Here is a 23,627-nt window from a genome sequence, read left to right as displayed (position 1 = left end):
GGCTCGGCCTCCCCGGCGGCCGCGACGGCGGCGGCCCCGCAGCCGAACGCGACGGCGCCCGCCGCGGCGTGGTGGACGGCCCCCGAGAGGTTGGCCAGGAAGGCGGCCACGGTCCCCGAGGTGTCGGCGGCCTGCTCGGCCAGTAACTCCAGCCGGACCACCTCGTAGGTCCGCGCGTCCCCCGCCAGGGCCAGTTCCTTGGGGTCGGTGAGGTCGCCCGGCAGGCCCGTGTCCACGAGGTACGAGTCGACTCCCGCGCCCCGCAGCAGCCTGCGCCCCGCCTCGACGACGCCCAGCTCCCGGCGCCGCGCCAGGTAGATCGCGGGCGCGCAGTGCGGTTCGAGCCCCAGCAGCGGCGGACACCAACGGCGCACCGCGAAGCCCGTCTGGGTGTCGAAGAGGGTGGTGCCCGCGGCGGCCGGGCCGGCCGACGGGACCAGTGCGGCCTCGAAGGTGCCGAGGCCCAGCTCCGTGCGGAGCACCCCGTGGCAGTACTGGTCCACCAAGGGCGGCGTTTCGATCATCCGGGCATCCCGTTGCGGACGTGAGGAAGCGGCTTCCACACGTCCTAACGGGTGAGCGGGGCATGAGGTGTTGCCCGGGACTCATTTTCGCGGCGCGTCGCCGCGGCGGTCAGGCCTTCGGGTTGGCGGGACCGCCGAGCTGGATGCCGGCCATGCGGGACCACTCGTACGGGCCCGTCCGCACGCGGGCGGCCAGCTCCCCGTCGAACTCGTCCAGGAAGGTCAGGCCGGACTTCTCCGCCGCCAGCCGGGCCACCTCGTACGTCGGGGCGACGAGGTCGCCCCAGCCGCCGTCGGTGCCCACGAGGACGATCCGGGTGCCGGCCTGGCCGATGTGCGCGAGCTGACCCTCGGCGCCGCCGTGCTCCTTGGCGAACGCGCCGATCTGTCGGGCCAGCTTCGCCGCCGTACGGTCCTGCTTCTTGTCTGCGGTGTCTGCGGTCTCTGCCATGTACAGCATGCTACCGGCGGGTAATGAACGGAGGAAGCGTCAGCGGAGGAAGGGATCCACGGCCACCGCCACGAAGAGGAGCGAGACGTAGGTGATCGACCAGTGGAACAGTCGCATCTCCTTGAGCTTCGCGCCCGTCAGACCGGACTTGGCCCTGGCGTGCAGCGCGTGCGCCTCCCACAGCCACCAGCCGCCGGCCAGCAGCGCGACCGTCGTGTAGAACCAGCCGGTGTAGTCCAGCGGGGTCAGCAGGAGCGACACGCCCACCATGACCCAGCTGTAGAGGACGATCTGGCGGGCGACGACCCGGTTGCCGGCGACGACCGGCAGCATCGGCACGCCGACCCGCGCGTAGTCGTCCTTCACCTTCATCGACAGCGGCCAGTAGTGCGGCGGCGTCCAGAAGAAGATGACCAGGAAGAGGATGATCGCGGCCCAGGAGACCTCGTTCTTCACCGCCGACCAGCCGATGAGCACCGGCATGCAGCCGGCGATCCCGCCCCAGACGATGTTCTGCGACGTGCGCCGCTTCAACAGCATCGTGTAGACGACGACGTAGAAGAGGAGCGCGCCCAGCGCGAGGGCGGCCGACAGCCAGTTGATGAGGAGCCCGAAGAACAGGGTGGAGATCACCCCGAGCGAGATGCCGAAGACCAGGCACTCCCGCGGGCTCACCATGCCGGTCACCAGCGGCCGCTGCGACGTGCGGTCCATCAGCGCGTCGATGTCACGGTCGATGTACATGTTCAGCGCGTTCGCGCCTCCCGCGGACAGGTAACCGCCGAAGCAGGTCGCGAGGACCAGCCACAGCGACGGCACGCCCTGTTCCGCGAGGAACATGACGGGGACCGTCGTGATGAGCAGCAACTCGATGATCCGCGGCTTCGTCAGCGCCACGAATGCCATGACCCGGGCCCCGAACGGCCGGTGACCGGAGCTCGTCCCGAGCACCCCCGCTGGACGGGATTCGACGGCCGTCACGCACACCCCTGAGAGAGAATCCAGCAAGCTCCGACTCGGCCCCTTCATGAGATGAAGGTCCGGTAAAGGCTTGCGCGTACCACGCCACTCTAGACGTTGCTCTTGCGTCGCCCCGCGCGGGGGTCGCCTCGTGTTGAGCCGATCGGACCGGGGTAGGCGCGATCCCAGGTGAACGGCGGGTGCCGACCCGGCGACGCACTACCGGCACTCGAATAGCCGCACGCCTTGGCGGGGGTAGGCTCGGAATCGCGCCGGTGGCACCGTTCGTCACCGGGAAAACAACATGTGGAGAGGAGCCCTGACCAACGGTGAGCACCAAGCCGACCACCACAGAGCTCGAGTGGACCGAACTGGACCAGCGGGCCGTCGACACCGCCCGCATCCTGGCCGCCGACGCGGTCCAGAAGGTCGGGAACGGCCACCCCGGTACCGCGATGAGCCTGGCTCCCGCCGCGTACACCCTGTTCCAGAAGGTCATGCGGCACGATCCTGCGGACCCCCAGTGGGTCGGCCGTGACCGCTTCGTGCTCTCCGCGGGGCACTCGTCCCTGACCCTCTACACCCAGCTCTACCTCGGTGGCTTCGGCCTGGAGCTGGACGACCTCAAGGCGTTCCGCACCTGGGGCTCCAAGACGCCCGGTCACCCGGAGTACGGCCACACGGCCGCCGTCGAGACCACCACCGGCCCGCTGGGCCAGGGCATCGCCAACGCGGTGGGCATGGCCATGGCCTCCCGCTACGAGCGCGGCCTGTTCGACCCGGAGGCCCCGGCGGGCACCTCTCCGTTCGACCACATGGTCTACGCGATCGCGGGCGACGGCTGCCTCCAGGAGGGCATCTCGCACGAGGCGTCCGCACTGGCCGGACACCAGAAGCTCGGCAACCTGGTCCTGCTGTGGGACGACAACCACATCTCCATCGAGGGTGACACCGAGACGGCCGTCTCCGAGGACACCCTCAAGCGGTACGAGGCGTACGGCTGGCACGTCCAGCGCGTCGCCGCGCAGGAGAACGGCGACCTCGACCCGAAGGCCCTGCACGCCGCCTTCGAGGCCGCCAAGGCCGAGACGGGCCGTCCCTCCTTCATCGCGGCCCGCTCGATCATCGCCTGGCCGGCACCGCACGCCCAGGGCACCGAGGCCTCCCACGGCTCGGCGCTCGGCGACGACGAGGTCGCCGCGACCAAGCGCGTGCTCGGCTTCGACCCCGAGCAGACCTTCGAGGTCTCCGACGAGGTCATCGCCCACACCCGCGCCCTCGGTGACCGCGGCCGCGACGCCCGCGCCGCCTGGGAGAAGGACTTCTCCGCCTGGCGCACCGCCAACCCGGAGCGCGCCGCGTCCTTCGACCGCATCGAGGCCAACGAGCTGCCCGAGGGCTGGGAGGACAAGCTCCCCGTCTTCGAGCCCGGCAAGGGCGTCGCCACCCGCGCCGCCTCCGGCAAGGTCCTCCAGGCCCTCGGCGCGGTCATCCCGGAGCTGTGGGGCGGCTCGGCCGACCTGGCCGGCTCCAACAACACGACCATCGACAAGAACTCCTCGTTCCTGCCGGTGGGCAACCCGCTGCCGGAGGCCGACCCGTACGGCCGCACCATCCACTTCGGCATCCGCGAGCACGCCATGGCCGCGGCCATGAACGGCATCGCCCTGCACGGCCACACCCGCGTCTACGGCGGCACCTTCCTGGTGTTCTCCGACTACATGCGCAACGCCGTCCGCCTGTCCGCGCTGATGCACCTGCCGGTGACGTACGTGTGGACGCACGACTCCATCGGCCTGGGCGAGGACGGCCCGACCCACCAGCCGGTCGAGCACGTCGCCGCGCTGCGCGCCATCCCGGGCCTGAACGTGGTCCGCCCGGCCGACGCGAACGAGACCGCCATCGCCTGGCGCGAGATCCTGGGGCGTCACACCAAGGTGTTCGGCAAGGGCGCCCCGCACGGCCTGGCCCTCACCCGCCAGGGTGTACCCACCTACCCGGCGAACGAGGACGCCGCCAAGGGCGGCTACGTCCTGTTCGAGGCCGAGGGCGGCCCCGCGCAGGTGCTGCTGATCGGCACCGGCTCCGAGGTCCAGCTCGCCGTCGCCGCGCGCGAGGCGCTGCAGGCCGAGGGCGTCCCGACCCGCGTGGTCTCGATGCCGTCCGTCGAGTGGTTCGAGGAGCAGGACCAGGAGTACAAGGACAGCGTCCTGCCCCCGTCCGTCAAGGCGCGAGTCGCAGTCGAGGCCGGCATCGGCCTGACCTGGCACCGTTACGTCGGCGACGCGGGCCGGATCGTGTCGCTGGAGCACTTCGGCGCCTCGGCCGACGGCGCCGTGCTGTACCGCGAGTTCGGCCTGACCGCCGAGGCCGTGACCGCAGCCGCCAAGGACTCCCTCAACGCCGCTGACGCGCGCTGAACCGGTACAAGAACCAGTAGGAGATGCAATTCCCATGACAGACGCACTCAAGCGCCTCTCCGACGAGGGCGTGGCGATCTGGCTGGACGACCTGTCCCGCAAGCGCATCACGTCCGGCAACCTCGCCGAGCTGATCGACCAGCAGCACGTGGTCGGTGTCACCACCAACCCGTCGATCTTCCAGAAGGCCATCAGCAGCGGCGACGGCTACGAGCAGCAGCTCGCGGACCTCGCCGCCCGCAAGGTCACCGTCGACGAGGCCATCCGCATGATCACGACGGTGGACGTCCGCGACGCCGCCGACATCCTGCGGCCCGTCTACGACCGGACCGAGGGCCAGGACGGCCGCGTGTCGATCGAGGTCGACCCGCGCCTGGCGCACAACACCACGGCGACCATCGCCGAGGCCAAGCAGCTCGCCTGGCTGGTGGACCGCCCGAACACGCTGATCAAGATCCCGGCGACCGAGGCCGGCCTGCCGGCGATCACCGAGGTCATCGGCAAGGGCATCAGCGTCAACGTCACGCTGATCTTCTCGCTGGAGCGCTACCGCGCCGTGATGGACGCGTACCTGGCGGGTCTGGAGAAGGCCAAGGCCGCGGGCCTGGACCTCTCCAAGATCCACTCGGTCGCATCGTTCTTCGTGTCCCGCGTGGACAGCGAGATCGACAAGCGTCTGGACGGCATCGGCACCGACGAGGCCAAGGCCCTGAAGGGCAAGGCGGCCCTCGCCAACGCCCGTCTGGCCTACGAGGCCTTCGAGGAGGTGTTCGGCGGCGAGCGCTGGGCGGCCCTGGACAAGGCGCAGGCCAACAAGCAGCGTCCGCTGTGGGCCTCGACCGGCGTCAAGGACCCGGCCTACAAGGACACCCTGTACGTGGTGGACCTCGTCGCGCCCGGCACCGTGAACACCATGCCCGAGGGCACCCTGGAGGCCACCGCCGACCACGGCGAGGTCTCCGGCGACACCATCCGCGGCACCTACGAGCAGTCCCGCGCCGAGCTCGACGCGGTCGCGAAGCTCGGCATCTCGTACGACGATGTGGTGCAGCTGCTCGAGGACGAGGGCGTCGAGAAGTTCGCGGCGTCTTGGAACGACCTGCTGAAGTCGACCGAGGCGGAGCTCAAGCGCCTCGCCCCCACGGAGGACTGAGTCTTTTGTCGGTAAACGGAGCGAACCCGCTTCGTGACGCACAGGACCGGCGGCTCCCGCGCATCGCGGGGCCGTCCGGCCTGGTCATTTTCGGCGTTACGGGTGACCTGTCGCGCAAGAAGCTCATGCCGGCCGTCTACGACCTCGCGAACCGCGGCCTGCTGCCGCCGGGCTTCTCGCTGATCGGGTTCGCCCGCCGCGAGTGGCAGGACGAGGACTTCGCCCAGGAGGTGCACGACGCGGTCAAGGAGCACTCGCGCACCCCCTTCCGCGAGGAGGTCTGGCAGCAGCTGGTGCAGGGCTGCCGGTTCGTCCAGGGCGACTTCGACGACGACGCGGCCTTCGAGACCCTCAAGGCGACCATCGAGGAACTGGACAAGGCCCAGGGGACGGGCGGCAACTTCGCCTTCTACCTCTCGGTGCCCCCGAAGTTCTTCCCCAAGGTCGTCCAGCAGCTCAAGGACCACGGTCTGGCGCAGAAGGAGGGGTCCTGGCGGCGTGCCGTCATCGAGAAGCCCTTCGGCCACGACCTGAAGAGCGCGGAAGAGCTCAACAAGGTCGTCCACGAGGTCTTCCCCCGTGACGAGGTCTTCCGGATCGACCACTACCTCGGCAAGGAGACCGTCCAGAACATCCTGGCGCTCCGCTTCGCCAACACGATGTTCGAGCCGATCTGGAACCGGTCGTACGTCGACCACGTGCAGATCACGATGGCCGAGGACATCGGCATCGGCGGCCGGGCCGGTTACTACGACGGCATCGGCGCGGCCCGCGACGTCATCCAGAACCACCTGCTGCAGCTGCTGGCGCTCACCGCGATGGAGGAGCCCGGCTCCTTCCACCCGAAGGCGCTGGTGGCGGAGAAGCTCAAGGTGCTGACCGCCGTGGAGCTGCCCGAGGACCTGGGCAAGCACACCGTGCGCGGCCAGTACTCGGGAGCCTGGCAGGGCGGCGAGAAGGTCGTCGGGTACCTCGAAGAGGACGGCATCGACCCCAAGTCGAAGACCGACACCTACGCGGCCATCCGCCTGGAGATCAACAACCGCCGCTGGGCGGGCGTCCCGTTCTACCTGCGGACGGGCAAGCGCCTGGGCCGTCGGGTGACCGAGATCGCGGTCGTCTTCAAGCGGGCCCCCTACCTGCCGTTCGAGTCGGGCGCGACCGAGGAGCTGGGGCAGAACGCCCTGGTCATCCGGGTCCAGCCGGACGAGGGCGTGACCGTCCGCTTCGGCTCCAAGGTGCCCGGCACCTCGATGGAGGTCCGGGACGTCACGATGGACTTCGCCTACGGCGAGTCCTTCACCGAGTCCAGCCCCGAGGCGTACGAGCGGCTGATCCTCGATGTCCTGCTGGGTGACGCGAACCTCTTCCCGCGCCACCAGGAGGTCGAGCTTTCCTGGAACATCCTCGACCCGATCGAGGAGTACTGGGACAAGCACGGCAAGCCCGCCCAGTACCCGGCGGGTACCTGGGGGCCGGTCGAGGCGGACGAGATGCTCGCACGAGACGGACGGAGCTGGCGCCGGCCATGAAGATCGACCTCACGGAGACCACCTCCAGCAGGATCAACGCCGCGTTGGTGCAGGCACGCCGGGACATCGGCACGCCGGCCATCGGCATGGTCCTCACGCTGGTGATCGTGACCGACGAGGAGAACGCGTACGACGCTCTCAAGTCGGCGAACGACGCTTCCCACGAACACCCCTCGCGGATCATCGTCGTCGTCAAGCGGGTCAGCCGCTCGCCGCGCAGCCGCCGCGAAGCCCGTCTCGACGCGGAGATCCGCGTCGGTGCGGACTCCGGCACCGGCGAAACGGTTGTGCTCCGCCTGCACGGTGAACTGGTCGACCACGCCCAGTCGGTGGTTCTCCCGCTCCTGCTGCCCGACGCCCCCGTGGTCGTCTGGTGGCCGGAGGGTGCTCCTGCGGACCTGGCGGGCGATCCGCTGGGCGCGCTGGGGCAGCGCCGGATCACGGACACGTACTCGTGCGAGGACCCCATCGTGGCCCTCGGCAGCCGGGCGGCGGCCTACGCCCCCGGCGACACGGACCTGTCCTGGACCCGGATCACGCCGTGGCGCTCGATGCTGGCCGCCGCGCTGGACCAGCACCCGGGCGTGGCGGTCGTCTCGGCGGTCGTCGAGGGCGAGGACGACAACCCGAGCTGCGAGCTGCTGGCCATGTGGATGGCGGACCGCCTCGGCGTACCCGTCAACCGCACCCTGTCGGGCGGCCCGGGGCTGACCGCCGTACGCATGGAGACCAAGGACGGCGTGATCGTCCTGGACCGCGCGGACGGCGCCCTGGCCACGCTGTGCATGCCGGGGCAGCCCGACCGCGCGGTGGCGCTCAAGCGCCGCGACACGGCCGAGCTGCTGGCGGAGGAACTGCGCCGGCTCGACCCGGACAACACCTACGAGGCCTCGCTGAAGTTCGGCGTGGCCCGGCTGGAGGCCTCCGCCGCGGCGGCGACCGAGGCCAAGGCGCCGGCGAAGCCGGTCGGGACGAAGCCGGCCGGAACCGAGGCGGCCGACCGGGCGGAGCCCGCGGCGGACGCCCCGGCCCCGAAGCCGGCCGCCAAGCCGGGCAAGAAGGCCGGCGCCAAGTAGTAGCTGTACGGGGCCCTTTCCCTCCGGGGGAAGGGCCCCGCCCAGTGCCACCCGCACCACTCGCACCACCCGCACCCCGGAACTACCAATAAGGCGGCAGCACATGGGTATGACGACTCCCCAGGTCGTCGTCCACCGGGACAAGGAGCTGATGGCCCAGGCCGCGGCGGCCCGGCTCATCACGAAGATCGTGGACGCGCAGGCGGCCCGGGGCAGCGCCTCCGTGGTCCTGACCGGCGGCCGCAACGGCAACGGCCTGCTCGCGGCCCTCGCCGCGGCCCCCGCCCGGGACGCGATCGACTGGGCCCGCGTCGACCTGTGGTGGGGCGACGAGCGCTACCTCCCCGCGGACGACCCCGAGCGCAACCACACCCAGGCCCGCGAGGCCCTCCTGGACTCCGTCCCGGTGGACCCGGCCCGCGTGTACGCGATGCCCGCCTCCGACGGCCCGTACGGCGCCGACGTGGACGCGGCCGCGGCGGCCTACGCCGCCCTGCTGGCGAAGGCCGCGGGCCCCGAGGACCACGGCCCGGTCCCCCGCTTCGACGTGCTGATGCTCGGCGTCGGTCCTGACACCCACGTGGCTTCCCTGTTCCCCGAGCACCCCGCGACCCGCGAGACGGAGCGTACGGTCGTCGGCGTCCACGGCGCCCCGAAGCCGCCGCCGACCCGGATCTCCCTCACCTTCCCGGCGATCCGGGCGGCCCGTGAGGTCTGGCTGCTGGCGGCCGGCGAGGACAAGGCCGGCGCGGTCGCCATCGCCCTCGGCGGGGCCGGCGGCGTCCAGGCCCCGGCCGCCGCAGCCGTCGGCCGCAGCCGCACCCTGTGGCTGCTGGACCGGGCCGCCGCGGCGGGGCTGCCGTCCGGCATGTACCCGCCGGCCTCGGCCTGACCGCTCCCCCGTACGTACGAAGGGCCCGTCCCCCGCAACCGTTCGGTTGCGGGGGACGGGCCCTTCCTGCGCGGGTCAGGCGCGGCCGCGCAGCTCGCGGTAGGCGGCCACCAGGGTCCGGGTCGACGGGTCCATGGACTCGGTGCCCGTGCCCTCGGTCAGGGCCGGCTCCACGCGCTTGGCGAGCACCTTGCCGAGTTCGACTCCCCACTGGTCGAAGGAGTCGATGTTCCACACCGCGCCCTGGACGAACACCTTGTGCTCGTAGAGCGCGATCAGCTGGCCCAGGACCGACGGGGTCAGCTCGGTGGCGAGGATCGTCGTCGTCGGGTGGTTGCCCCGGAACGTCTTGTGCGGGACGAGCTCCTCGGCGACGCCCTCCGCCCGGACCTCCTCGGCCGTCTTACCGAAGGCCAGGGCCTGGGTCTGCGCGAAGAAGTTCGCCATCAGCAGGTCGTGCTGGGCCGACAGGGTCGGCGGCAGCTCGGCCACGGGCCGGGCGAATCCGATGAAGTCGGCGGGGATCAGCTTCGTCCCCTGGTGGATCAACTGGTAGTACGCGTGCTGCCCGTTGGTGCCGGGCGTGCCCCACACCACCGGACCGGTCTGCCAGTCCACCCGGTTGCCGTCCCGGTCGACGGACTTGCCGTTCGACTCCATGTCCAGCTGCTGCAAGTACGCGGTGAAGCGCGACAGGTAGTGGCTGTACGGGAGGACCGCGTGCGACTGCGCATCGTGGAAGCCGCCGTACCAGATCCCCAACAGGCCCATCAGGAACGGGGCGTTCTGCTCCGGCGGGGCCGTGCGGAAGTGCTCGTCCATCGCGTGGAAGCCGCCGAGCATCTCCTCGAAGGCGTCCGGGCCGACGGCGATCATGAGCGAGAGGCCGATGGCCGAGTCGAAGGAGTAGCGTCCGCCGACCCAGTCCCAGAACCCGAACATGTTGGCCGTGTCGATGCCGAAGTCCTCGACCTTCTCGGCATTGGTCGACAGCGCCACGAAGTGCCGCGCCACCGCCGCCTGGTCGCCGCCGAGACCCGCCAGCAGCCACGTGCGCGCCGAGGTGGCGTTGGTGATGGTCTCGATGGTCGTGAAGGTCTTGGAGGCGATGATGAACAGCGTCTCGGCCGGGTCCAGGTCCCGTACGGCCTCGTGCAGGTCGGCGCCGTCCACGTTGGACACGAAGCGGACGGTCAGCGAGCGGTCGGTGAAGGCGCGCAGCGCCTCGTACGCCATCGCCGGACCGAGGTCCGAACCGCCGATGCCGATGTTGACGACGTTCTTGATCGGCTTGCCGGTGTGACCCTTCCACTCGCCCGACCGGACGCGGTCGGAGAAGGCCCGCATCCTGCCGAGGACTTCGTGCACGCCGGGTACGACGTTCTCGCCGTCCACCTCGACCACGGCGTCCGCCGGCGCGCGCAGGGCGGTGTGCAGGACCGCCCGGTCCTCGGTGGTGTTGATCTTCTCGCCACGGAACATGGCGTCCCGCAGTTCGCTCACGCCGGTCGCGGACGCCAGTTCGCGCAGCAGCGCGAGCGTCTCGTCCGTCACGAGGTGCTTCGAATAGTCGATGTACAGGTCCCCGACCCGCAGGGTGTAGTTGGTGCCCCGGTCCGGGTCCGTCTCGAACAGCTCCCGCAGATGCGTCTGCCCCAGCTCGTCGCGGTGCTTGCCGAGTGCGCTCCACTCGGGCGTCCGGTTGAGCCTCGTACGGCTGTCTGCGTTCATCTCGGACATCAACCCACTTCTTCCTGTCCTGTTGTGCCCCGCCGCCTCCAAACCTAAGGGATCCGAAGGGGGACAACGCACACAAAGGGGCCCGGCCCGCGGGATTCGTACTCCCACGGACCGGGCCCCCGGTCACTCTTGAGTGCTGCTCAGGTTTCCGCCGAGTCTCAGATCTCGCCGCGGAGCTTCGCGAGCGCCTCGGCGAGGATGGCCTCGCCGTCGGCGTCCGTGCGCCGCTCCCTCACGTACGCGAGGTGCGTCTTGTAGGGCTCGGTGCGCGGCGGGGCGGGCGGGTTGTCCCGGTCCTGGCCGGCCGGGAATCCGCAGCGCGGGCAGTCCCAGGTGTCGGGCACCTGCGCGTCGCTGGCGAAGCTGGGCTGCGTCTCGTGCCCGTTCGAGCACCAGAAGGAGATGCGCAGACGGGGCGCGGACTCACCGCGCTCGGCCTCGCCCATCGGCCCGGCTCCGACCCGACTTCCACGAATCGCGTTGCCACTTGCCACGGTCGTAACTCCCTGCGTGATGGTGCCGCCAAGCGTGAGGTTATACCCGCTGAGGGCGCCCCGGATCTACGTGAAGCCGAGCAGAATCACTTGTTCCGCAACCGGAACGCCGGACCTCAGGATAGGCCCGTCACGGTGGCCGGCACCGCCGCAATGACCAAAACCGGTCAGCTGCTCGTCTTCATGAAGAGGCCGAGCGCGACGATGCACGCGAACCACAGGAGGCCGACCACGACGGTGATGCGGTCCAGGTTGCGCTCCGCCACGGAGGAACCACCGACCGACGACTGCATGCCGCCGCCGAACATGTCGGAGAGGCCGCCGCCCTTGCCCTTGTGCATCAGCACGAGCAGCATCAGCAGGGCGCTGAAGACGACCAGGGCGATCGAGAACCCCATAATCACGGCTGATTCCTACTTTCTGGGCATTCTGGCTTTCAGGTTTCACCGGACCTGCGACGGGCGCGGGGGCCAGCGGCTGCCGGTGCAGCCCCTGGCCCCCGCAAGGGTACGACGGATCCGCCCTACCGCATACTCACTGGTCGCGGAAGCGAGCGATCTTGACGAACTCGTCCACGTCCAGTGCCGCGCCGCCGATCAGGGCGCCGTCGACGTCGGGCTGGGCCATGATCGCGGCGATGTTGCCGGACTTCACCGAGCCGCCGTACTGGATGCGGACCTTGTCGGCCAGCTCCTGCGAGTAAAGCTCCGCGAGGCGGCCGCGGATCGCCCCGCACACCTCCTGCGCGTCCTCGGGGGTGGCGACCTCGCCGGTCCCGATCGCCCAGACGGGCTCGTACGCGATCACGATGGACTCGGCCTGCTCGGCCGGCAGGTCCTTGAGGCCGCCGTCGACCTGCTTCAGCGTGTACGGGACCTGCTCGCCGGCCTTGCGGACGTCGAGGCCCTCACCGACGCACAGGATCGGCGTGATCCCGTGCTTGTAGGCGGCCTTGACCTTGGCGTTGCAGATCTCGTCGCTCTCGCCGTGGTACTGGCGGCGCTCGCTGTGGCCGACGGCCACGAAGGAGCACTTCAGCTTCGACAGCATCGGGCCGGAGATCTCACCGGTGTAGGCGCCGGAGTCGTACTGCGAGATGTCCTGGGCGCCGTACTTGATCTTCAGCTTGTCGCCGTCGACCAGGGTCTGGACCGAGCGCAGGTCGACGAAGGGCGGCAGGACCGCGATCTCGACGGCGTCGTAGTCCTTGTCGGCCAGTGCGAAGGCGAGCTTCTGGACGTGGGCGATGGCCTCGAGGTGGTTGAGGTTCATCTTCCAGTTGCCCGCCATCAGCGGGGTGCGGCCGTTTTCAACTGCGGACATGTGGGTTCAGCCCTCCAGGGCAGCGAGGCCGGGGAGCGTCTTGCCTTCGAGGTATTCGAGGCTTGCGCCGCCACCGGTGGAAATGTGGCCGAAGGCGTTCTCGTCGAAGCCCAGGATGCGGACCGCCGCGGCGCTGTCGCCACCGCCGACGACGGTGAAGGCGTCGCTGTCGACGAGGGCCTGCGCGATGGCGGTGGTGCCGCCCGCGTAGTCGGGGTGCTCGAAGACGCCGACCGGACCGTTCCAGAACACGGTCTTGGCATCGGCGATCTTCGACGCGTAGAGCTCGCGCGTCTTCGGGCCGATGTCCAGGCCCTCCTGGTCGGCGGGGATCGCGTCGGCGGCGACCGTGGTGAAGTCCGCCGGGGCCTTGGTCTTCAGGTCCGGGAAGTCGGCCGAGACCAGGACGTCGACCGGCAGGACCAGCTCGACGCCGGTCTGCTCGGCGCGCTTCATGTACTCCGTGACGACCGGGATCCGGTCCTCCTGGAGCAGGGAGATGCCGACCTCGTGGCCTTGGGCCTTGAGGAAGGTGTAGGCCATGCCGCCGCCGATGAGGATGCGGTCGGCCTTGCCGAGCAGCTCGTCGATGACGGCGAGCTTGTCGGAGACCTTGGCGCCGCCGAGGACCACCACGTACGGGCGCTCGACCTCGGCGGTCAGCTTCTTCAGGACGCCGACCTCGGTGGCGATGAGGTAACCGGCCGCGTGCGGCAGGCGCGCGGGCAGGTCGAAGACCGAGGCGTGCTTGCGGTGGACGGCGCCGAAGCCGTCGCCGACGTAGACGTCGGCCAGTTCGGCGAGCTGGTCCGCGAAGGCGGCGCGCTCGGCGTCGTCCTTGGAGGTCTCACCGGCGTTGAAGCGCAGGTTCTCCAGCACGGCGACCTGGCCGTCGGTGAGCGCGGCGACGGTCTCCTTGGCGGACGCCCCGACGGTGTCGGTGGCGAACGCGACCTCCGTGCCGAGCAGCTCGCCCAGGCGGGCGGCTGCGGGGGCGAGGGAGAACTCCGGCTCCGCGCCGGTGCCCTTCGGGCGGCCCAGGTGCGAGGCGACGACCACGCGGGCGCCGGCCTCGGCGAGCTTCGCGACGGTCGGCCGGACGGCGCGGATGCGGCCGTCGTCGGTGATCGTGGTGGTGCCCTTGGCGAACGGGACGTTGAGGTCCGCGCGGACGAAGACCCGCTTGCCCTTGACGCCCTCGGCGAGCAGTTCGTCGATCGTCTTCATGTGTTTCTACTCCTTTGATGCCTTCACCCGAAGGGCGAGGAAGGGAGAACGAGGCAAGCAACAGGGCCCGTGCGGCGCTCCATCGCGCCACCCGGACCCTGTACTCACATCGTGGTGCCTTGCCCTGCGTACTTAGAGCTGACCGCCGACGAAGACGGTGAGGTCGACGAGACGGTTGGAGTAGCCCCACTCGTTGTCGTACCAGCCGACGACCTTAACCTGCGTCCCGTCCTGCACCATCGTCAGGGAGGAGTCGAAGGTGCAGGAGGCCGGCCAGTTGACGATGTCCGAGGACACGATGGCGTCCTCGGTGTAGTCGAGGATCCCCTTCAGTTGGCCCTCGGAGGCCTTCTGGAAGGCGGCGTTGATCTCTTCCACGGTGGTCTCGCGGGAGAGCTCCAGTACGAGGTCGGTGACCGAGCCCGTGGGGACCGGGACGCGCATGGCGATGCCGTCCAGCTTGCCCTTGAGCTGCGGGAGGACCAGCGCGGTGGCCTTGGCGGCCCCGGTGGACGTCGGGATGATGTTCTCGGCGGCGGCGCGGGCGCGGCGCAGGTCCGAGTGCGGGAAGTCCAGGATGCGCTGGTCGTTCGTGTACGCGTGGACCGTCGTCATCATGCCCTTGACGATGCCGAAGTTCTCGTCGAGGACCTTGGCCATCGGCGCCACACAGTTGGTGGTGCAGGAGGCGTTGGAGATGACGTGGTGGGAAGCCGCGTCGTACTTGTCGTGGTTGACGCCCATCACGATCGTGATGTCCTCGTCCTTGGCCGGAGCCGAGATGAGGACCTTCTTCGCGCCGGCCGCGATGTGCTTGGCGGCGTCGGCCTTCTTGGTGAAGATGCCGGTCGACTCGATGACGATGTCGGCGCCCAGTTCGCCCCAGGGGAGGTTCGCGGGGTCACGCTCGGCGAACGTCTTGAAGGTCTTGCCGTCGACCGTGATGGTGTCGTCGGTGTGGGAGACCTCGGCCTTGAGGCGGCCCAGGATGGTGTCGTACTTGAGCAGGTGCACCAGGGTCGCGTTGTCAGTCAGGTCGTTGACACCGACGATCTCGATGTCCGCTCCCTGCTCCAGGAGCGCCCGGAAGTAGTTGCGGCCAATTCGGCCAAAACCGTTGATGCCTACGCGGATCGTCACGAACCGATCTCCTCGTTGGGTGCGCCGGCCTGTCCGCCGGCGAGCTGTATGGGATGTCCCCGACCGCTTACGACCCTACCTCTCCGTGAGCTACGGAGTGACATCGATCGAGGCCTGACACGCCCCGGGGGCCGTACCACCGGTGCCGGCACGGGTCCCCGGGGACTTTGCGCCCGTCACTCAGGGTGAGCTACGGGCAGGGCGCTGATCAGCGGTTCAGCGCGCGCAGCGCCTTACCGACGAGTACGGCGCGGTCCGCCGTGGCGGGCACGTGTTCCAGGCCGAAGCCGAGGAGCACCGTGTCACGCGTAGTGACCGACGCGTAGGACTTGAACAGTTCGCCGGTCCTGGACCAATCGCCCGGAACATCGGGACTTCCGGCAGGGGCGCCCGGCGTGGTCCAGTCGCCGAGGGAGGTCTCGAAGCCCTCCGCGGCCCGGTCCGCCCCGCCCACGTTGAGCCGGGCCTCGTCCGCGAACACGCCGCGGCCGCCCGAGCCCGGGTCGGTGATGGAGGAGAGGGAGACCTCGACGGACCTGCCCGCGTAGGCGCTCAGGTCGAAGGTGACCTGCTTCCAGCCGCCGGAGGAGCCGGTGAAGCTGTTCCAGGTGCCGCTGGTGCCCTGCGGCGCGCAGCCGCCGGCGTCGAGGGTGAGGTAGCGGCGCAGGAAGGGGTGGCCGTTCAGGAGGAACCCGGCCTCGCACTCGGCCGGGACGGTGGTCGAGCTCAGCCCGCCGGCGTCCGGGAGCGTGGTCCAGTCGTCGCCGCCGGCCGTACGCGCCTCCAGGGCGGCGTGGTCGTAGCCCTCCTCGGTGTTCCAGTTGAGGGCCAGCTTGAGTTGCGGCTTGTCGGCCGCGGTGACCCCGGTCAGGTCGATGGTGCGGGTGAGCCGCTTCCAGTCGTCGTCGGCGTGGGTGGCCGAGGCCATCCCGGTGCCCGCGTAGGGGGCGTACGGGTTCGCCACCCCGGCGTACTGGCCCGCCTGGGCGCTCTTGAACTGCGGGAACTGCGCGGGCGGGAGGGTGTCGGAGGTCACGGTGTAGGCGCCGGGGGCGTTGAGCGGGTTGCCCGCCGCGTCGCCGAGACCCGCCTTGGAGCCGTTCAGCGCACCCGCGCCGGTGAAGCCGGTCGGCGCGCCGACGCTCGCCCGCCCGTAGGCGCCGAGCCAGTACTGGCTGAAGTCGTTGGTCACGGCCCGGCCGACCTGGGCGTTGCCGCCCGCCAGTTCACCGGCCTCGATGAGCTTGCCGCCCTCGTTGAGGAAGTCGCGGATGGCCGTCTGGGTGTCGCCGCCCGGGGTCCTGGGGCCCGTGTAGTGGACGACGGTCCCGAAGTGCGACAGCACCCCGAGGTGGTGCGGGACGCCCTGGGTGGCCACGTCCCAGACGGCGGCGGACTTCCCGTTGGCGCGCAGCGCGTCCACGTAGGCGGCGGCGTGCTGCGCCTTCGCGCCCTCCTCCGCGACGACGAGGACGTCCGCGCGGGGCCGTTCGGCGACGGTGTACGTGAAGTGCTCGCCGGAGACCTGCTTGCCGGAGCGGTCGCGGCCGGTGAACCAGACCTCGACCTTGTCGCCGGGGCGGGCGCCGTCGACCTTCGCGCGGTACTCGTCGAACCAGTTGTTGTCCTCGCCGCCGTAGACGGAGCCGCCCTTCCAGGCCTTGAGGTCCTCGTCGTGCGTGCGGCCGCCGTTGATCCGGTAGTTGAGTTCCTTGTCCCGCAGGGCCTTGCGGGCGGTGACGGAGACCGTCTGGTCCTCGCCGCGGGCGGCGTAGGAGGTGGTGAAGGGGTCCACCGTGAAGTCCGCGGCGCTCAGGCCGACGGCGGAGGCCGGCCGGTCGGGGTGCGCGGCGCTCTCGCCGACGGTCAGCGCGAAGGGGATGTTCTTGGCGAACTCCCCCTGGATGAGCTTCTCGTCGTCCGGGAAGTTGAAGCCGGAGGCGCAGTCCTCGGGCTTCCACGGGTCGTTCGGGTCGATCTCGGAGGCCGTCTGGCAGGTGGTCATCTCCGGCGTGAACATCATGATGCCGTTGACGTTCGCGGCATGGCCGTCGGCCTCGCCGTTGGTGGTGTAGAGCTCGGAGGAGAGCTGCGGTAGGTAGCCGGGTACGGCCGGGTTCTCCGGGGTGCCGGCGAGCGCCCGGTAGGCGACGTCGTCCGGGGTGGGGGTGGCCACCTGCCAGCCGACGCCGTAGAGGATCAGTTCGGAGGCGGAGTGGTAGTTGATGGCGTACTCGAAGCCGATGCGCTTCTGGAAGGCGTCGAGGGCGCGCGTCTCCGGCTCGGAGCCGCCCTGGGGGCCGCGGTAGGTCTCGCTCGACGCGTTCGGCGAGGAACCCTCGTTGTCGTAGCCCCACTTGTAGGAGAAGTTGCGGTTGAGGTCGACGCCGTCGCCGCCGGTGATCTTCCCGTCGCCGTTGTTGTCGCGCATGTTCTTGCGCCACAGCCGGGCGCTGTCGGCGGTGAAGGTGTGGTCGTAGCCGTCGGGGTTGGCGGAGAGCAGGAACCAGAGCTCGGTGGAGTCCACCAGCTTGGTGACCCGCGGGTCCTTGCCGTAGTTGTCGAGCGTGTGGTGCATCAGCCGCCGGGTCATCTCGGGGGTGATCCACTCGCGGGCGTGCTGGTTGGACATGTAGAGCACGGACGGCTTGTCGCCGTCCTTGCCCTTCTTGGCGTTCTTGGTGACCTTGAGGGCGAGGATGTCCTTGCCCTGGACGGTCTTGCCGATGGAGACGACCTTGGTGAGGGCCTGGTGCTCCTGGGCCGTGCGCAGGATCTCCTCCCGCAGTCCGCCCGTGCCGGAGTACGGCCGGAAGACCCCGTCACCGGCGGCCTTGGCGCGGGCCAGGCCCTGGGTGGACGCCTTGCGTTCGGCGAGCTTGATCCCCTGGGAGGCGAGCTGCTTCGCCTGGCCGCCGGTGAGGAAGAGTTCGACCTTGGCGGTGCCGGTCTCCGGGGCACGTTCGGCGAGTTCGTGGGCGTCCTGACCGGCCGCGAGGACGAGCGGGACCTGCTCGCGGGTGATGTCGGCGTCGTAGACCCGTACCTCGTCCGCGCCGGATCCGGTGCCGGGTGCGGGCTGGGCCTGGGCCTGGGCCGCCGCGGGTAGTGCGGCCAGTGTGGTTCCGAAGACGAGTGCGGTTGCGGCGAGGATCGTTCTCGCGCGGTGCCTCATGTGCCCCCCTGGGCGTCGTCTGCCACGAAAGCGTGCGGACGCCAGGCTCACGAGCGGCCCGTGCTCATGTCAATGGGGCGTACCGCGAAGGGGCCCGCACGGGTGAGCGTGCGGGCCCCTTGTGGCGTACGGGCGGGGGCGGGTCAGCCCGACATGTTGTCGGCCAGTTCCTCGCTGAGGTCGAGGTTCGACTCCGTGCCCGGGATGCCGAGGTCCTGGGCCCGCTTGTCGGCCATCGCCAGCAGGCGGCGGATCCGGCCCGCGACGGCGTCCTTGGTCAGCGGCGGGTCGGCCAGGGCGCCCAGTTCTTCCAGGGAGGCCTGCTTGTGCTCCATGCGCAGCCGGCCGGCCGCCGCGAGGTGCTCGGGGACCTCGTCGGCGAGGATCTCCAGGGCGCGCTGCACCCGGGCTCCGGCGGCCACCGCGGCCCGTGCCGAGCGGCGCAGGTTGGCGTCGTCGAAGTTGGCGAGGCGGTTGGCGGTCGCGCGGACCTCGCGCCGCATCCGCCGCTCCTCCCAGGCCAGCACCGACTCGTGGGCGCCGAGGCGGGTGAGGAGGGCGCCGATCGCGTCGCCGTCGCGGACCACGACCCGGTCGACGCCGCGGACCTCGCGGGCCTTGGCGGCGATGGACAGCCGGCGGGCGGCACCGACCAGGGCCAGGGCGGCCTCCGGTCCGGGGCAGGTGACCTCCAGGGAGGAGGAGCGGCCCGGTTCGGTGAGGGAGCCGTGGGAGAGGAAGGCGCCGCGCCAGGCCGCCTCCGCGTCACAGGTGGCCCCCGAGACCACCTGCGGGGGCAGACCCCGGATGGGGCGGCCGCGGCCGTCCACGAGGCCCGTCTGGCGGGCCAGCTGGTCGCCTCCCGCCACGACCCGGACGACGAAGCGGCTGCCCCGGCGCAGGCCGCCCGGGGCCATCACGACCAGGTCCGAGGAGTGGCCGAAGATCTCCAGGATGTCCTTGCGCAGCCGGCGAGCGGCGATCCCGGTGTCCAGTTCCGCCTCGATGACGATGCGGCCGCTCACCAGGTGCAGGCCGCCCGCGAACCGAAGGATCGCCGAGACCTCCGCCTTCCTGCAGCAGGTCCGGGTGACGGGCAGGCGAGAGATCTCATCCTTCACCGCGGGCGTCATCGCCATGGGCCGATCCTTCCATGCATCCGAAAAATACGGTCGTACGCGGCGGCCAGCAGCTCCGGGTCGTGTTTCGGAGAGCCGTCCTGTCTGGCCACCGGGGCCAGCTCGACCGCGGCACCGAACCGTTTTGCGGCATCGGCGAGGGACTCGCGATCGGGCACGGCGGCCTCGTCGGCCAGCACCACGTCCAGGGCGAGTTTAGGGGCGTGTCGGGCCAAAACCTCCAAATGACGCTGCGGAGAGAAGCCTTCTGTTTCGCCGGGCTGCGGCGCGAGGTTCAGCGACAGCACCCGCCGCGCCTTCGTCTGCACCAGCGCGTCGAGGAGTTCGGGCACCAACAGGTGCGGGATGACGGACGAGAACCAGGACCCCGGGCCGAGCACCACCCAGTCGGCGTCGAGCACCGCGGCGACGGCCTCCGGTACGGCCGGCGGGTCACCCGGCACGACCTGGACGGAGAGCACCTCGCCCGGGGTGAGGGCCACGGTGGCCTGCCCCCGGACGGTGTCGACGTCCTCCGGGCGGGCCGGATCGTGCCCCTTGACGAGCGCCTGGAGTTCCAGCGGTACCGCCGACATCGGCAGGACGCGGCCCTGCGCGCCCAGCAGTTTCCCGACCAGGTCGAGGGCCTGCACGGGATCCCCGAGTTGTTCCCACAGGGCGACGATCAGCAGGTTGCCGACCGCGTGTTCGTGCAGGTCGCCCCGCGACTGGAAGCGGTGCTGGATGACGCGGGCCCAGGTCTGGCCCCACTCGTCGTCCCCGCACAGCGCGGCCAGGGCCTTGCGGAGGTCGCCGGGAGGCAGGACGCCGAGCTCCTCCCGGAGCCGGCCGCTGGATCCGCCGTCGTCGGCGACGGTGACCACCGCGGTGAGCTCACCGGTGATCCGGCGCAGCGCGGCGAGGGAGGCCGACAGCCCCATGCCGCCGCCCAGCGCGACGACCTTGGGGGCGACCACCTTGGGTGCCGCGCCGCGGCGGCCGGCGCGGCCCGTGCCCTCCTCCCCGGCGGGGGCGGAGCGGCGCAGGCGGCGCAGCCGCAGGGTCCGTCCGGTCACTCGCGCCCCATGTCCCGGTGGACTACGACGGTCTCGACTCCCTCGGAGGCGAGGCGGGCGGCGAGCTTCTCGGACATGGCCACGCTGCGGTGCTTGCCGCCCGTGCAGCCGACCGCGATGGTCACGTACCGCTTGCCCTCGCGGCGGTAACCGGTGGCGATGAGTTGGAGCAGCTCGGTGTAGCGGTCGAGGAACTCCTTGGCGCCGGGCTGGCTGAAGACGTACCCCGACACCTCCTCGTTGAGCCCGGTGAAGGGGCGCAGCTCCGGGACCCAGTGGGGGTTGGGGATGAAGCGACAGTCGACGACGAGGTCGGCGTCGACGGGGAGGCCGTACTTGTAGCCGAAGGACATGACGGTGGCCCGCAGCTCGGGCTCCTCGTCGCCCGCGAACTGGGCGTCCATCTTCGCGCGCAGCTCGTGCACGTTCAGGCTGGAGGTGTCGATGACCAGGTCGGCGTCGCCGCGCAGCTCGCGCAGCAGGTCGCGCTCGGCGGCGATGCCGTCGGTGATGCGGCCGTCGCCCTGGAGGGGGTGCGGGCGGCGGACCGACTCGAAGCGGCGGACCAGGGCGTCGTCGGAGGACTCCAGGAAGACGATGCGCCGGTTGACGCCCTTGCTGTCGAGGTCGGAGAGGGACTCGCGCAGCGCGTCGAAGAACTGGCGGCCGCGGACGTCGACGACGACGGCGATCCGCGCCACGTTGCCCTGGGAGCGGGCGCCGAGCTCCACCATGGTGGGGATCAGCGCGGGCGGCAGGTTGTCGACGACGAACCAGCCGAGGTCCTCCAGGCACTTGGCCGCCGTACTGCGGCCGGCTCCGGACATGCCGGAGATGATCACCAGCTCGGGGATGGCCGCCTCGGCGTTGTCGCCGGGCTCCACGGTCGTGCCCGTACTCACCTGTGCTCCGTCTCGGTCGTGCTCGGTCTTGCGATCGGACTCGTGCTCGGTCATTGCTCGGTCCCCCGTTCGGACGATGCTCCCGCTGGTGCGGGGGTCTCGTCCTCCATGATCTCTCCTGTCGCCGTGTTGACGGCAGGACCGGCGGGTACCGCCCGTGCGAGGGCCGCGGCCACGGTCTCGGCCGTCTTGCGGCCTATGCCGGGGACCTCGCAGATCTGGTCGATTGTCGCCTGTCTCAGCTTCTTCACCGAACCGAAGTGCTTGATCAAGGCGTGCTTGCGGCTCTCCCCGAGGCCGGGCACCTCGTCGAGGGGCCCGGACTTCAGCCGCTTGGCCCGCTTGTTGCGCTGGTACTGGATGGCGAACCTGTGGGCCTCGTCACGGACCCGCTGGAGCAGGTAGAGGCCCTCGCTGGTGCGGGGCAGGACGACCGGGTCGTCCTCGCCGGGCAGCCACACCTCCTCCAGCCGCTTGGCCAGCCCGCACACGGCCACGTCGTCGACCCCGAGCTCCTCCAGGGCGCGCTTGGCGGCGGCGACCTGCGGCTGCCCGCCGTCGACCACGACGAGCTGCGGGGGGTAGGCGAAGCGGCGGGGCCTGCCGTCCTCCTCGGCCGGGACTCCGCCCTCCCGCGCGTCCGCGGTGTCGGTGGTGTCGGTGGTGTCGGCGAGGTCCTCGGGGGACCACTCCCCCGTCCTCAGCTTCTCCTGGAGGTAGCGGCGGAAGCGCCGGGAGACCACCTCGTGCATGGAGCGGACGTCGTCCTGCCCCTCGAAGGTCTTGATCTGGAAGCGGCGGTATTCGCTCTTGCGTGCGAGCCCGTCCTCGAAGACGACCATGGAGGCCACGACGTCGTCGCCCTGCATGTGGGAGATGTCGAAGCACTCGATGCGCAGCGGGGCGCCGTCCAGATCCAGGGCCTCGGCGATCTCCTCCAGGGCCCGGGAGCGGGTGGTGAGGTCGCTCGCACGTTTCGTCTTGTGCAGGACGAGGGACTGCTGGGCGTTGCGGTGGACGGTCTCCATGAGGGCCTTCTTGTCCCCCCGCTGCGGGATGCGCAGGCTGACCTGCGAGCCGCGGCGCTCGGCCAGCCACTCGTTCAGCGCGGGCGTGTCCTCCGGCAGCGCCGGGACCAGCACCTCCTTGGGGACGGCCTCGCCCTTCTCCTCCCCGTAGAGCTGCTGGAGGGCGTGCTCGACGAGGCCGGCGGTGTCCACGGCCTCGACCTTGTCGGTGACCCAGCCGCGCTGCCCGCGGACGCGGCCGCCCCGTACGTGGAAGATCTGCACGGCGGCTTCGAGCTCGTCCTCGGCGACGGCGATCAGGTCGGCGTCGGTGGCGTCGGCGAGGACCACGGCGTTCTTCTCCATGGCCCGGCGCAGCGCCCCGATGTCGTCGCGCAGCCGGGCGGCCTTCTCGTACTCCATCTCCTCGGCGGCCTCGTGCATCCGCGCTTCGAGGCGGGAGAGGTAGGTGCCGGTGCGGCCGGCCATGAAGTCGCAGAAGTCCTCGGCGAGTTCGCGGTGCTCCTCGGGGGTGACCCGACCGACGCAGGGCGCCGAGCACTTGCCGATGTAGCCGAGCAGGCAGGGGCGGCCGATCTGCGCGGACCGCTTGAACACCCCGGCGGAGCAGGTGCGGACGGGGAAGACGCGCAGCATCAGGTCGACGGTCTCGCGGATGGCCCACGCGTGCCCGTACGGGCCGAAGTAGCGCACGCCCTTCTTCTTGGGGCCGCGCATCACCTGGACGCGGGGGTACTGCTCGTTCATGGTGACGGCGAGGGAGGGGTAGCTCTTGTCGTCCCGGTACTTGACGTTGAACCGGGGGTCGAACTCCTTGATCCAGGAGTATTCGAGCTGGAGCGCCTCGACCTCGGTGGAGACCACCGTCCACTCGACGGAGGCGGCCGTCGTGACCATGGTGGCCGTGCGCGGGTGCAGGCCGGCGACGTCCTGGAAGTAGCTGGCGAGGCGTTGCCGCAGGCTCTTGGCCTTCCCGACGTAGATCACCCGGCGGTGCTCGTCGCGGAACTTGTAGACCCCCGGGGAGTCGGGGACCTGCCCGGGTTTGGGGCGGTAGCTGGAAGGGTCGGCCATGCCGCCCACCCTACTGGCGCGCGCCGACAACGGGCCGTACGCCGTCCGTGCGAAGCCGGTGCGCGGGCGGGCGGGGGCGGGACGGCCGGATGCGGTCGCCGCACGCGTCCGAGGGGCGCCGGGCCGTCGGCCCCCGGGGGGGGGGCGGGGGGGGCGGGCGGCGCGGGCGGGGGGGGGGGGGGGGGGGGGGGGGGGGGGGGGGGGGGGGGGGGGGGGGGGGGGGGGGGGGGGGGGGGCTGTGGGGGGGGGGGGCGCGGGGGGGGGGGGGGGGGGGGCGGCCCCCCCCCCCCCCCCCCCCCACGCCCCGGGCGGGTCCCCGGCG

Annotated in this window: 18 protein-coding genes and 1 pseudogene; 5 read left to right on the top strand and 14 right to left on the bottom strand. The window is 70.8% G+C overall.

What is annotated here, in order from left to right; translation table 11 throughout:
• From NOD94_RS30700 to NOD94_RS30690, 3 genes and pseudogenes are all read right to left on the bottom strand, one after another.
• Window positions 1-524: pseudogene (locus tag NOD94_RS30700) on the bottom strand (amidohydrolase); the annotation flags it as partial.
• A 109-nt stretch (window positions 525-633) separates the two neighbouring features.
• A complete protein-coding gene (locus NOD94_RS30695; protein ID WP_281209426.1) occupies window positions 634-975 on the bottom strand; it encodes a hypothetical protein in 342 nt (113 codons plus the stop codon).
• A gap of 39 nt (window positions 976-1,014) precedes the next feature.
• Window positions 1,015-1,956 (bottom strand): heme o synthase, encoded by a 942-nt coding sequence (locus NOD94_RS30690; protein WP_281209425.1) that lies wholly within the window; start codon window positions 1,954-1,956, stop codon window positions 1,015-1,017.
• A 308-nt stretch (window positions 1,957-2,264) separates the two neighbouring features.
• Between NOD94_RS30690 and tkt the strand changes: the two genes are divergently transcribed.
• The 5 genes from tkt to pgl all read left to right on the top strand — a co-directional run bounded on the left by tkt (window position 2,265) and on the right by pgl (window position 9,008).
• Window positions 2,265-4,355 (top strand): transketolase, encoded by a 2,091-nt coding sequence (gene tkt / locus NOD94_RS30685; RefSeq protein ID WP_281209424.1) that lies wholly within the window; start codon window positions 2,265-2,267, stop codon window positions 4,353-4,355.
• Between the two features lie 34 nt (window positions 4,356-4,389).
• Entirely contained in the window at window positions 4,390-5,508 is a 1,119-nt protein-coding gene (gene tal, locus NOD94_RS30680; RefSeq protein WP_281209423.1) for a transaldolase, read from the top strand.
• Between the two features lie 5 nt (window positions 5,509-5,513).
• Window positions 5,514-7,040, top strand: coding sequence for a glucose-6-phosphate dehydrogenase (gene zwf, locus NOD94_RS30675; protein ID WP_281209421.1), 1,527 nt, complete (start codon window positions 5,514-5,516; stop codon window positions 7,038-7,040).
• Window positions 7,037-8,116 carry a glucose-6-phosphate dehydrogenase assembly protein OpcA gene (gene opcA / locus NOD94_RS30670; protein ID WP_281209420.1) on the top strand — a complete coding sequence of 360 codons (1,080 nt, stop codon included), beginning with the start codon at window positions 7,037-7,039 and terminating at the stop codon, window positions 8,114-8,116. The genes zwf and opcA overlap by 4 nt, the downstream gene beginning before the upstream one ends.
• Before the next feature lie 109 nt (window positions 8,117-8,225).
• The gene (pgl, locus tag NOD94_RS30665; RefSeq protein WP_281209419.1) at window positions 8,226-9,008 is read left to right on the top strand and encodes a 6-phosphogluconolactonase; all 783 of its coding nucleotides are present in this window, start codon (window positions 8,226-8,228) and stop codon (window positions 9,006-9,008) included.
• Between the two features lie 75 nt (window positions 9,009-9,083).
• On the opposite strand, the gene pgi is transcribed toward pgl, so the two are convergent.
• From pgi to uvrC, 11 genes are all read right to left on the bottom strand, one after another.
• Window positions 9,084-10,739, bottom strand: coding sequence for a glucose-6-phosphate isomerase (gene pgi / locus NOD94_RS30660; protein WP_281209428.1), 1,656 nt, complete (start codon window positions 10,737-10,739; stop codon window positions 9,084-9,086).
• Between the two features lie 167 nt (window positions 10,740-10,906).
• Window positions 10,907-11,242, bottom strand: a complete 336-nt coding sequence (locus tag NOD94_RS30655; protein ID WP_007263454.1) for an RNA polymerase-binding protein RbpA — start codon at window positions 11,240-11,242, stop codon at window positions 10,907-10,909.
• A gap of 167 nt (window positions 11,243-11,409) precedes the next feature.
• Entirely contained in the window at window positions 11,410-11,640 is a 231-nt protein-coding gene (secG, locus tag NOD94_RS30650; protein WP_281209427.1) for a preprotein translocase subunit SecG, read from the bottom strand.
• 136 nt (window positions 11,641-11,776) lie between these two features.
• Entirely contained in the window at window positions 11,777-12,565 is a 789-nt protein-coding gene (gene tpiA / locus NOD94_RS30645; RefSeq protein WP_281209418.1) for a triose-phosphate isomerase, read from the bottom strand.
• A 6-nt stretch (window positions 12,566-12,571) separates the two neighbouring features.
• Window positions 12,572-13,792: a phosphoglycerate kinase gene (locus NOD94_RS30640; protein WP_281209417.1), complete on the bottom strand. Its 1,221-nt coding sequence runs from the start codon at window positions 13,790-13,792 to the stop codon at window positions 12,572-12,574.
• A 132-nt stretch (window positions 13,793-13,924) separates the two neighbouring features.
• Window positions 13,925-14,932: a type I glyceraldehyde-3-phosphate dehydrogenase gene (gap, locus tag NOD94_RS30635; protein WP_281209416.1), complete on the bottom strand. Its 1,008-nt coding sequence runs from the start codon at window positions 14,930-14,932 to the stop codon at window positions 13,925-13,927.
• A gap of 208 nt (window positions 14,933-15,140) precedes the next feature.
• Window positions 15,141-18,107: a M14 family metallopeptidase gene (locus NOD94_RS30630; protein ID WP_281209415.1), complete on the bottom strand. Its 2,967-nt coding sequence runs from the start codon at window positions 18,105-18,107 to the stop codon at window positions 15,141-15,143.
• Window positions 18,108-18,250: 143 nt separating this feature from the next.
• Window positions 18,251-19,246 (bottom strand): DNA-binding protein WhiA, encoded by a 996-nt coding sequence (gene whiA / locus NOD94_RS30625; protein WP_281209414.1) that lies wholly within the window; start codon window positions 19,244-19,246, stop codon window positions 18,251-18,253.
• Complete coding sequence (gene yvcK, locus NOD94_RS30620) at window positions 19,237-20,301, bottom strand: uridine diphosphate-N-acetylglucosamine-binding protein YvcK (protein ID WP_281209413.1); 1,065 nt, start codon at window positions 20,299-20,301, stop codon at window positions 19,237-19,239. The genes whiA and yvcK overlap by 10 nt, the downstream gene beginning before the upstream one ends.
• Entirely contained in the window at window positions 20,298-21,257 is a 960-nt protein-coding gene (gene rapZ, locus NOD94_RS30615) for an RNase adapter RapZ (RefSeq protein ID WP_281209412.1), read from the bottom strand. The genes yvcK and rapZ overlap by 4 nt, the downstream gene beginning before the upstream one ends.
• A complete protein-coding gene (uvrC, locus tag NOD94_RS30610; RefSeq protein WP_281209411.1) occupies window positions 21,254-23,305 on the bottom strand; it encodes an excinuclease ABC subunit UvrC in 2,052 nt (683 codons plus the stop codon). The genes rapZ and uvrC overlap by 4 nt, the downstream gene beginning before the upstream one ends.
• Window positions 23,306-23,627 lie beyond the last annotated feature (322 nt).

This window comes from Streptomyces sp. Isolate_45, from assembly GCF_024721315.2.
In the GTDB taxonomy this organism is placed as follows: Bacteria; Actinomycetota; Actinomycetes; order Streptomycetales; family Streptomycetaceae; genus Streptomyces.
The sequence above is the reverse complement of the archived record's forward strand: the minus strand, read 5'-3'. Positions and strand labels throughout refer to the sequence as shown.

Bases quoted from the DNA above. Each gene is read 5' to 3' on its own strand.
- NOD94_RS30640 (WP_281209417.1), bottom strand. From the start codon at position 13,792: ATGAAGACGATCGACGAACTGCTCGCCGAGGGCGTCAAGGGCAAGCGG.
- NOD94_RS30630 (WP_281209415.1), bottom strand. From the start codon at position 18,107: ATGAGGCACCGCGCGAGAACGATCCTCGCCGCAACCGCACTCGTCTTC.
- opcA (WP_281209420.1), top strand. From the start codon at position 7,037: ATGAAGATCGACCTCACGGAGACCACCTCCAGCAGGATCAACGCCGCG.
- tpiA (WP_281209418.1), bottom strand. From the start codon at position 12,565: ATGTCCGCAGTTGAAAACGGCCGCACCCCGCTGATGGCGGGCAACTGG.
- whiA (WP_281209414.1), bottom strand. From the start codon at position 19,246: ATGGCGATGACGCCCGCGGTGAAGGATGAGATCTCTCGCCTGCCCGTC.
- secG (WP_281209427.1), bottom strand. From the start codon at position 11,640: ATGGGGTTCTCGATCGCCCTGGTCGTCTTCAGCGCCCTGCTGATGCTG.
- pgi (WP_281209428.1), bottom strand. From the start codon at position 10,739: ATGAACGCAGACAGCCGTACGAGGCTCAACCGGACGCCCGAGTGGAGC.
- uvrC (WP_281209411.1), bottom strand. From the start codon at position 23,305: ATGGCCGACCCTTCCAGCTACCGCCCCAAACCCGGGCAGGTCCCCGAC.
- tal (WP_281209423.1), top strand. From the start codon at position 4,390: ATGACAGACGCACTCAAGCGCCTCTCCGACGAGGGCGTGGCGATCTGG.
- NOD94_RS30695 (WP_281209426.1), bottom strand. From the start codon at position 975: ATGGCAGAGACCGCAGACACCGCAGACAAGAAGCAGGACCGTACGGCG.
- pgl (WP_281209419.1), top strand. From the start codon at position 8,226: ATGACGACTCCCCAGGTCGTCGTCCACCGGGACAAGGAGCTGATGGCC.
- rapZ (WP_281209412.1), bottom strand. From the start codon at position 21,257: ATGACCGAGCACGAGTCCGATCGCAAGACCGAGCACGACCGAGACGGA.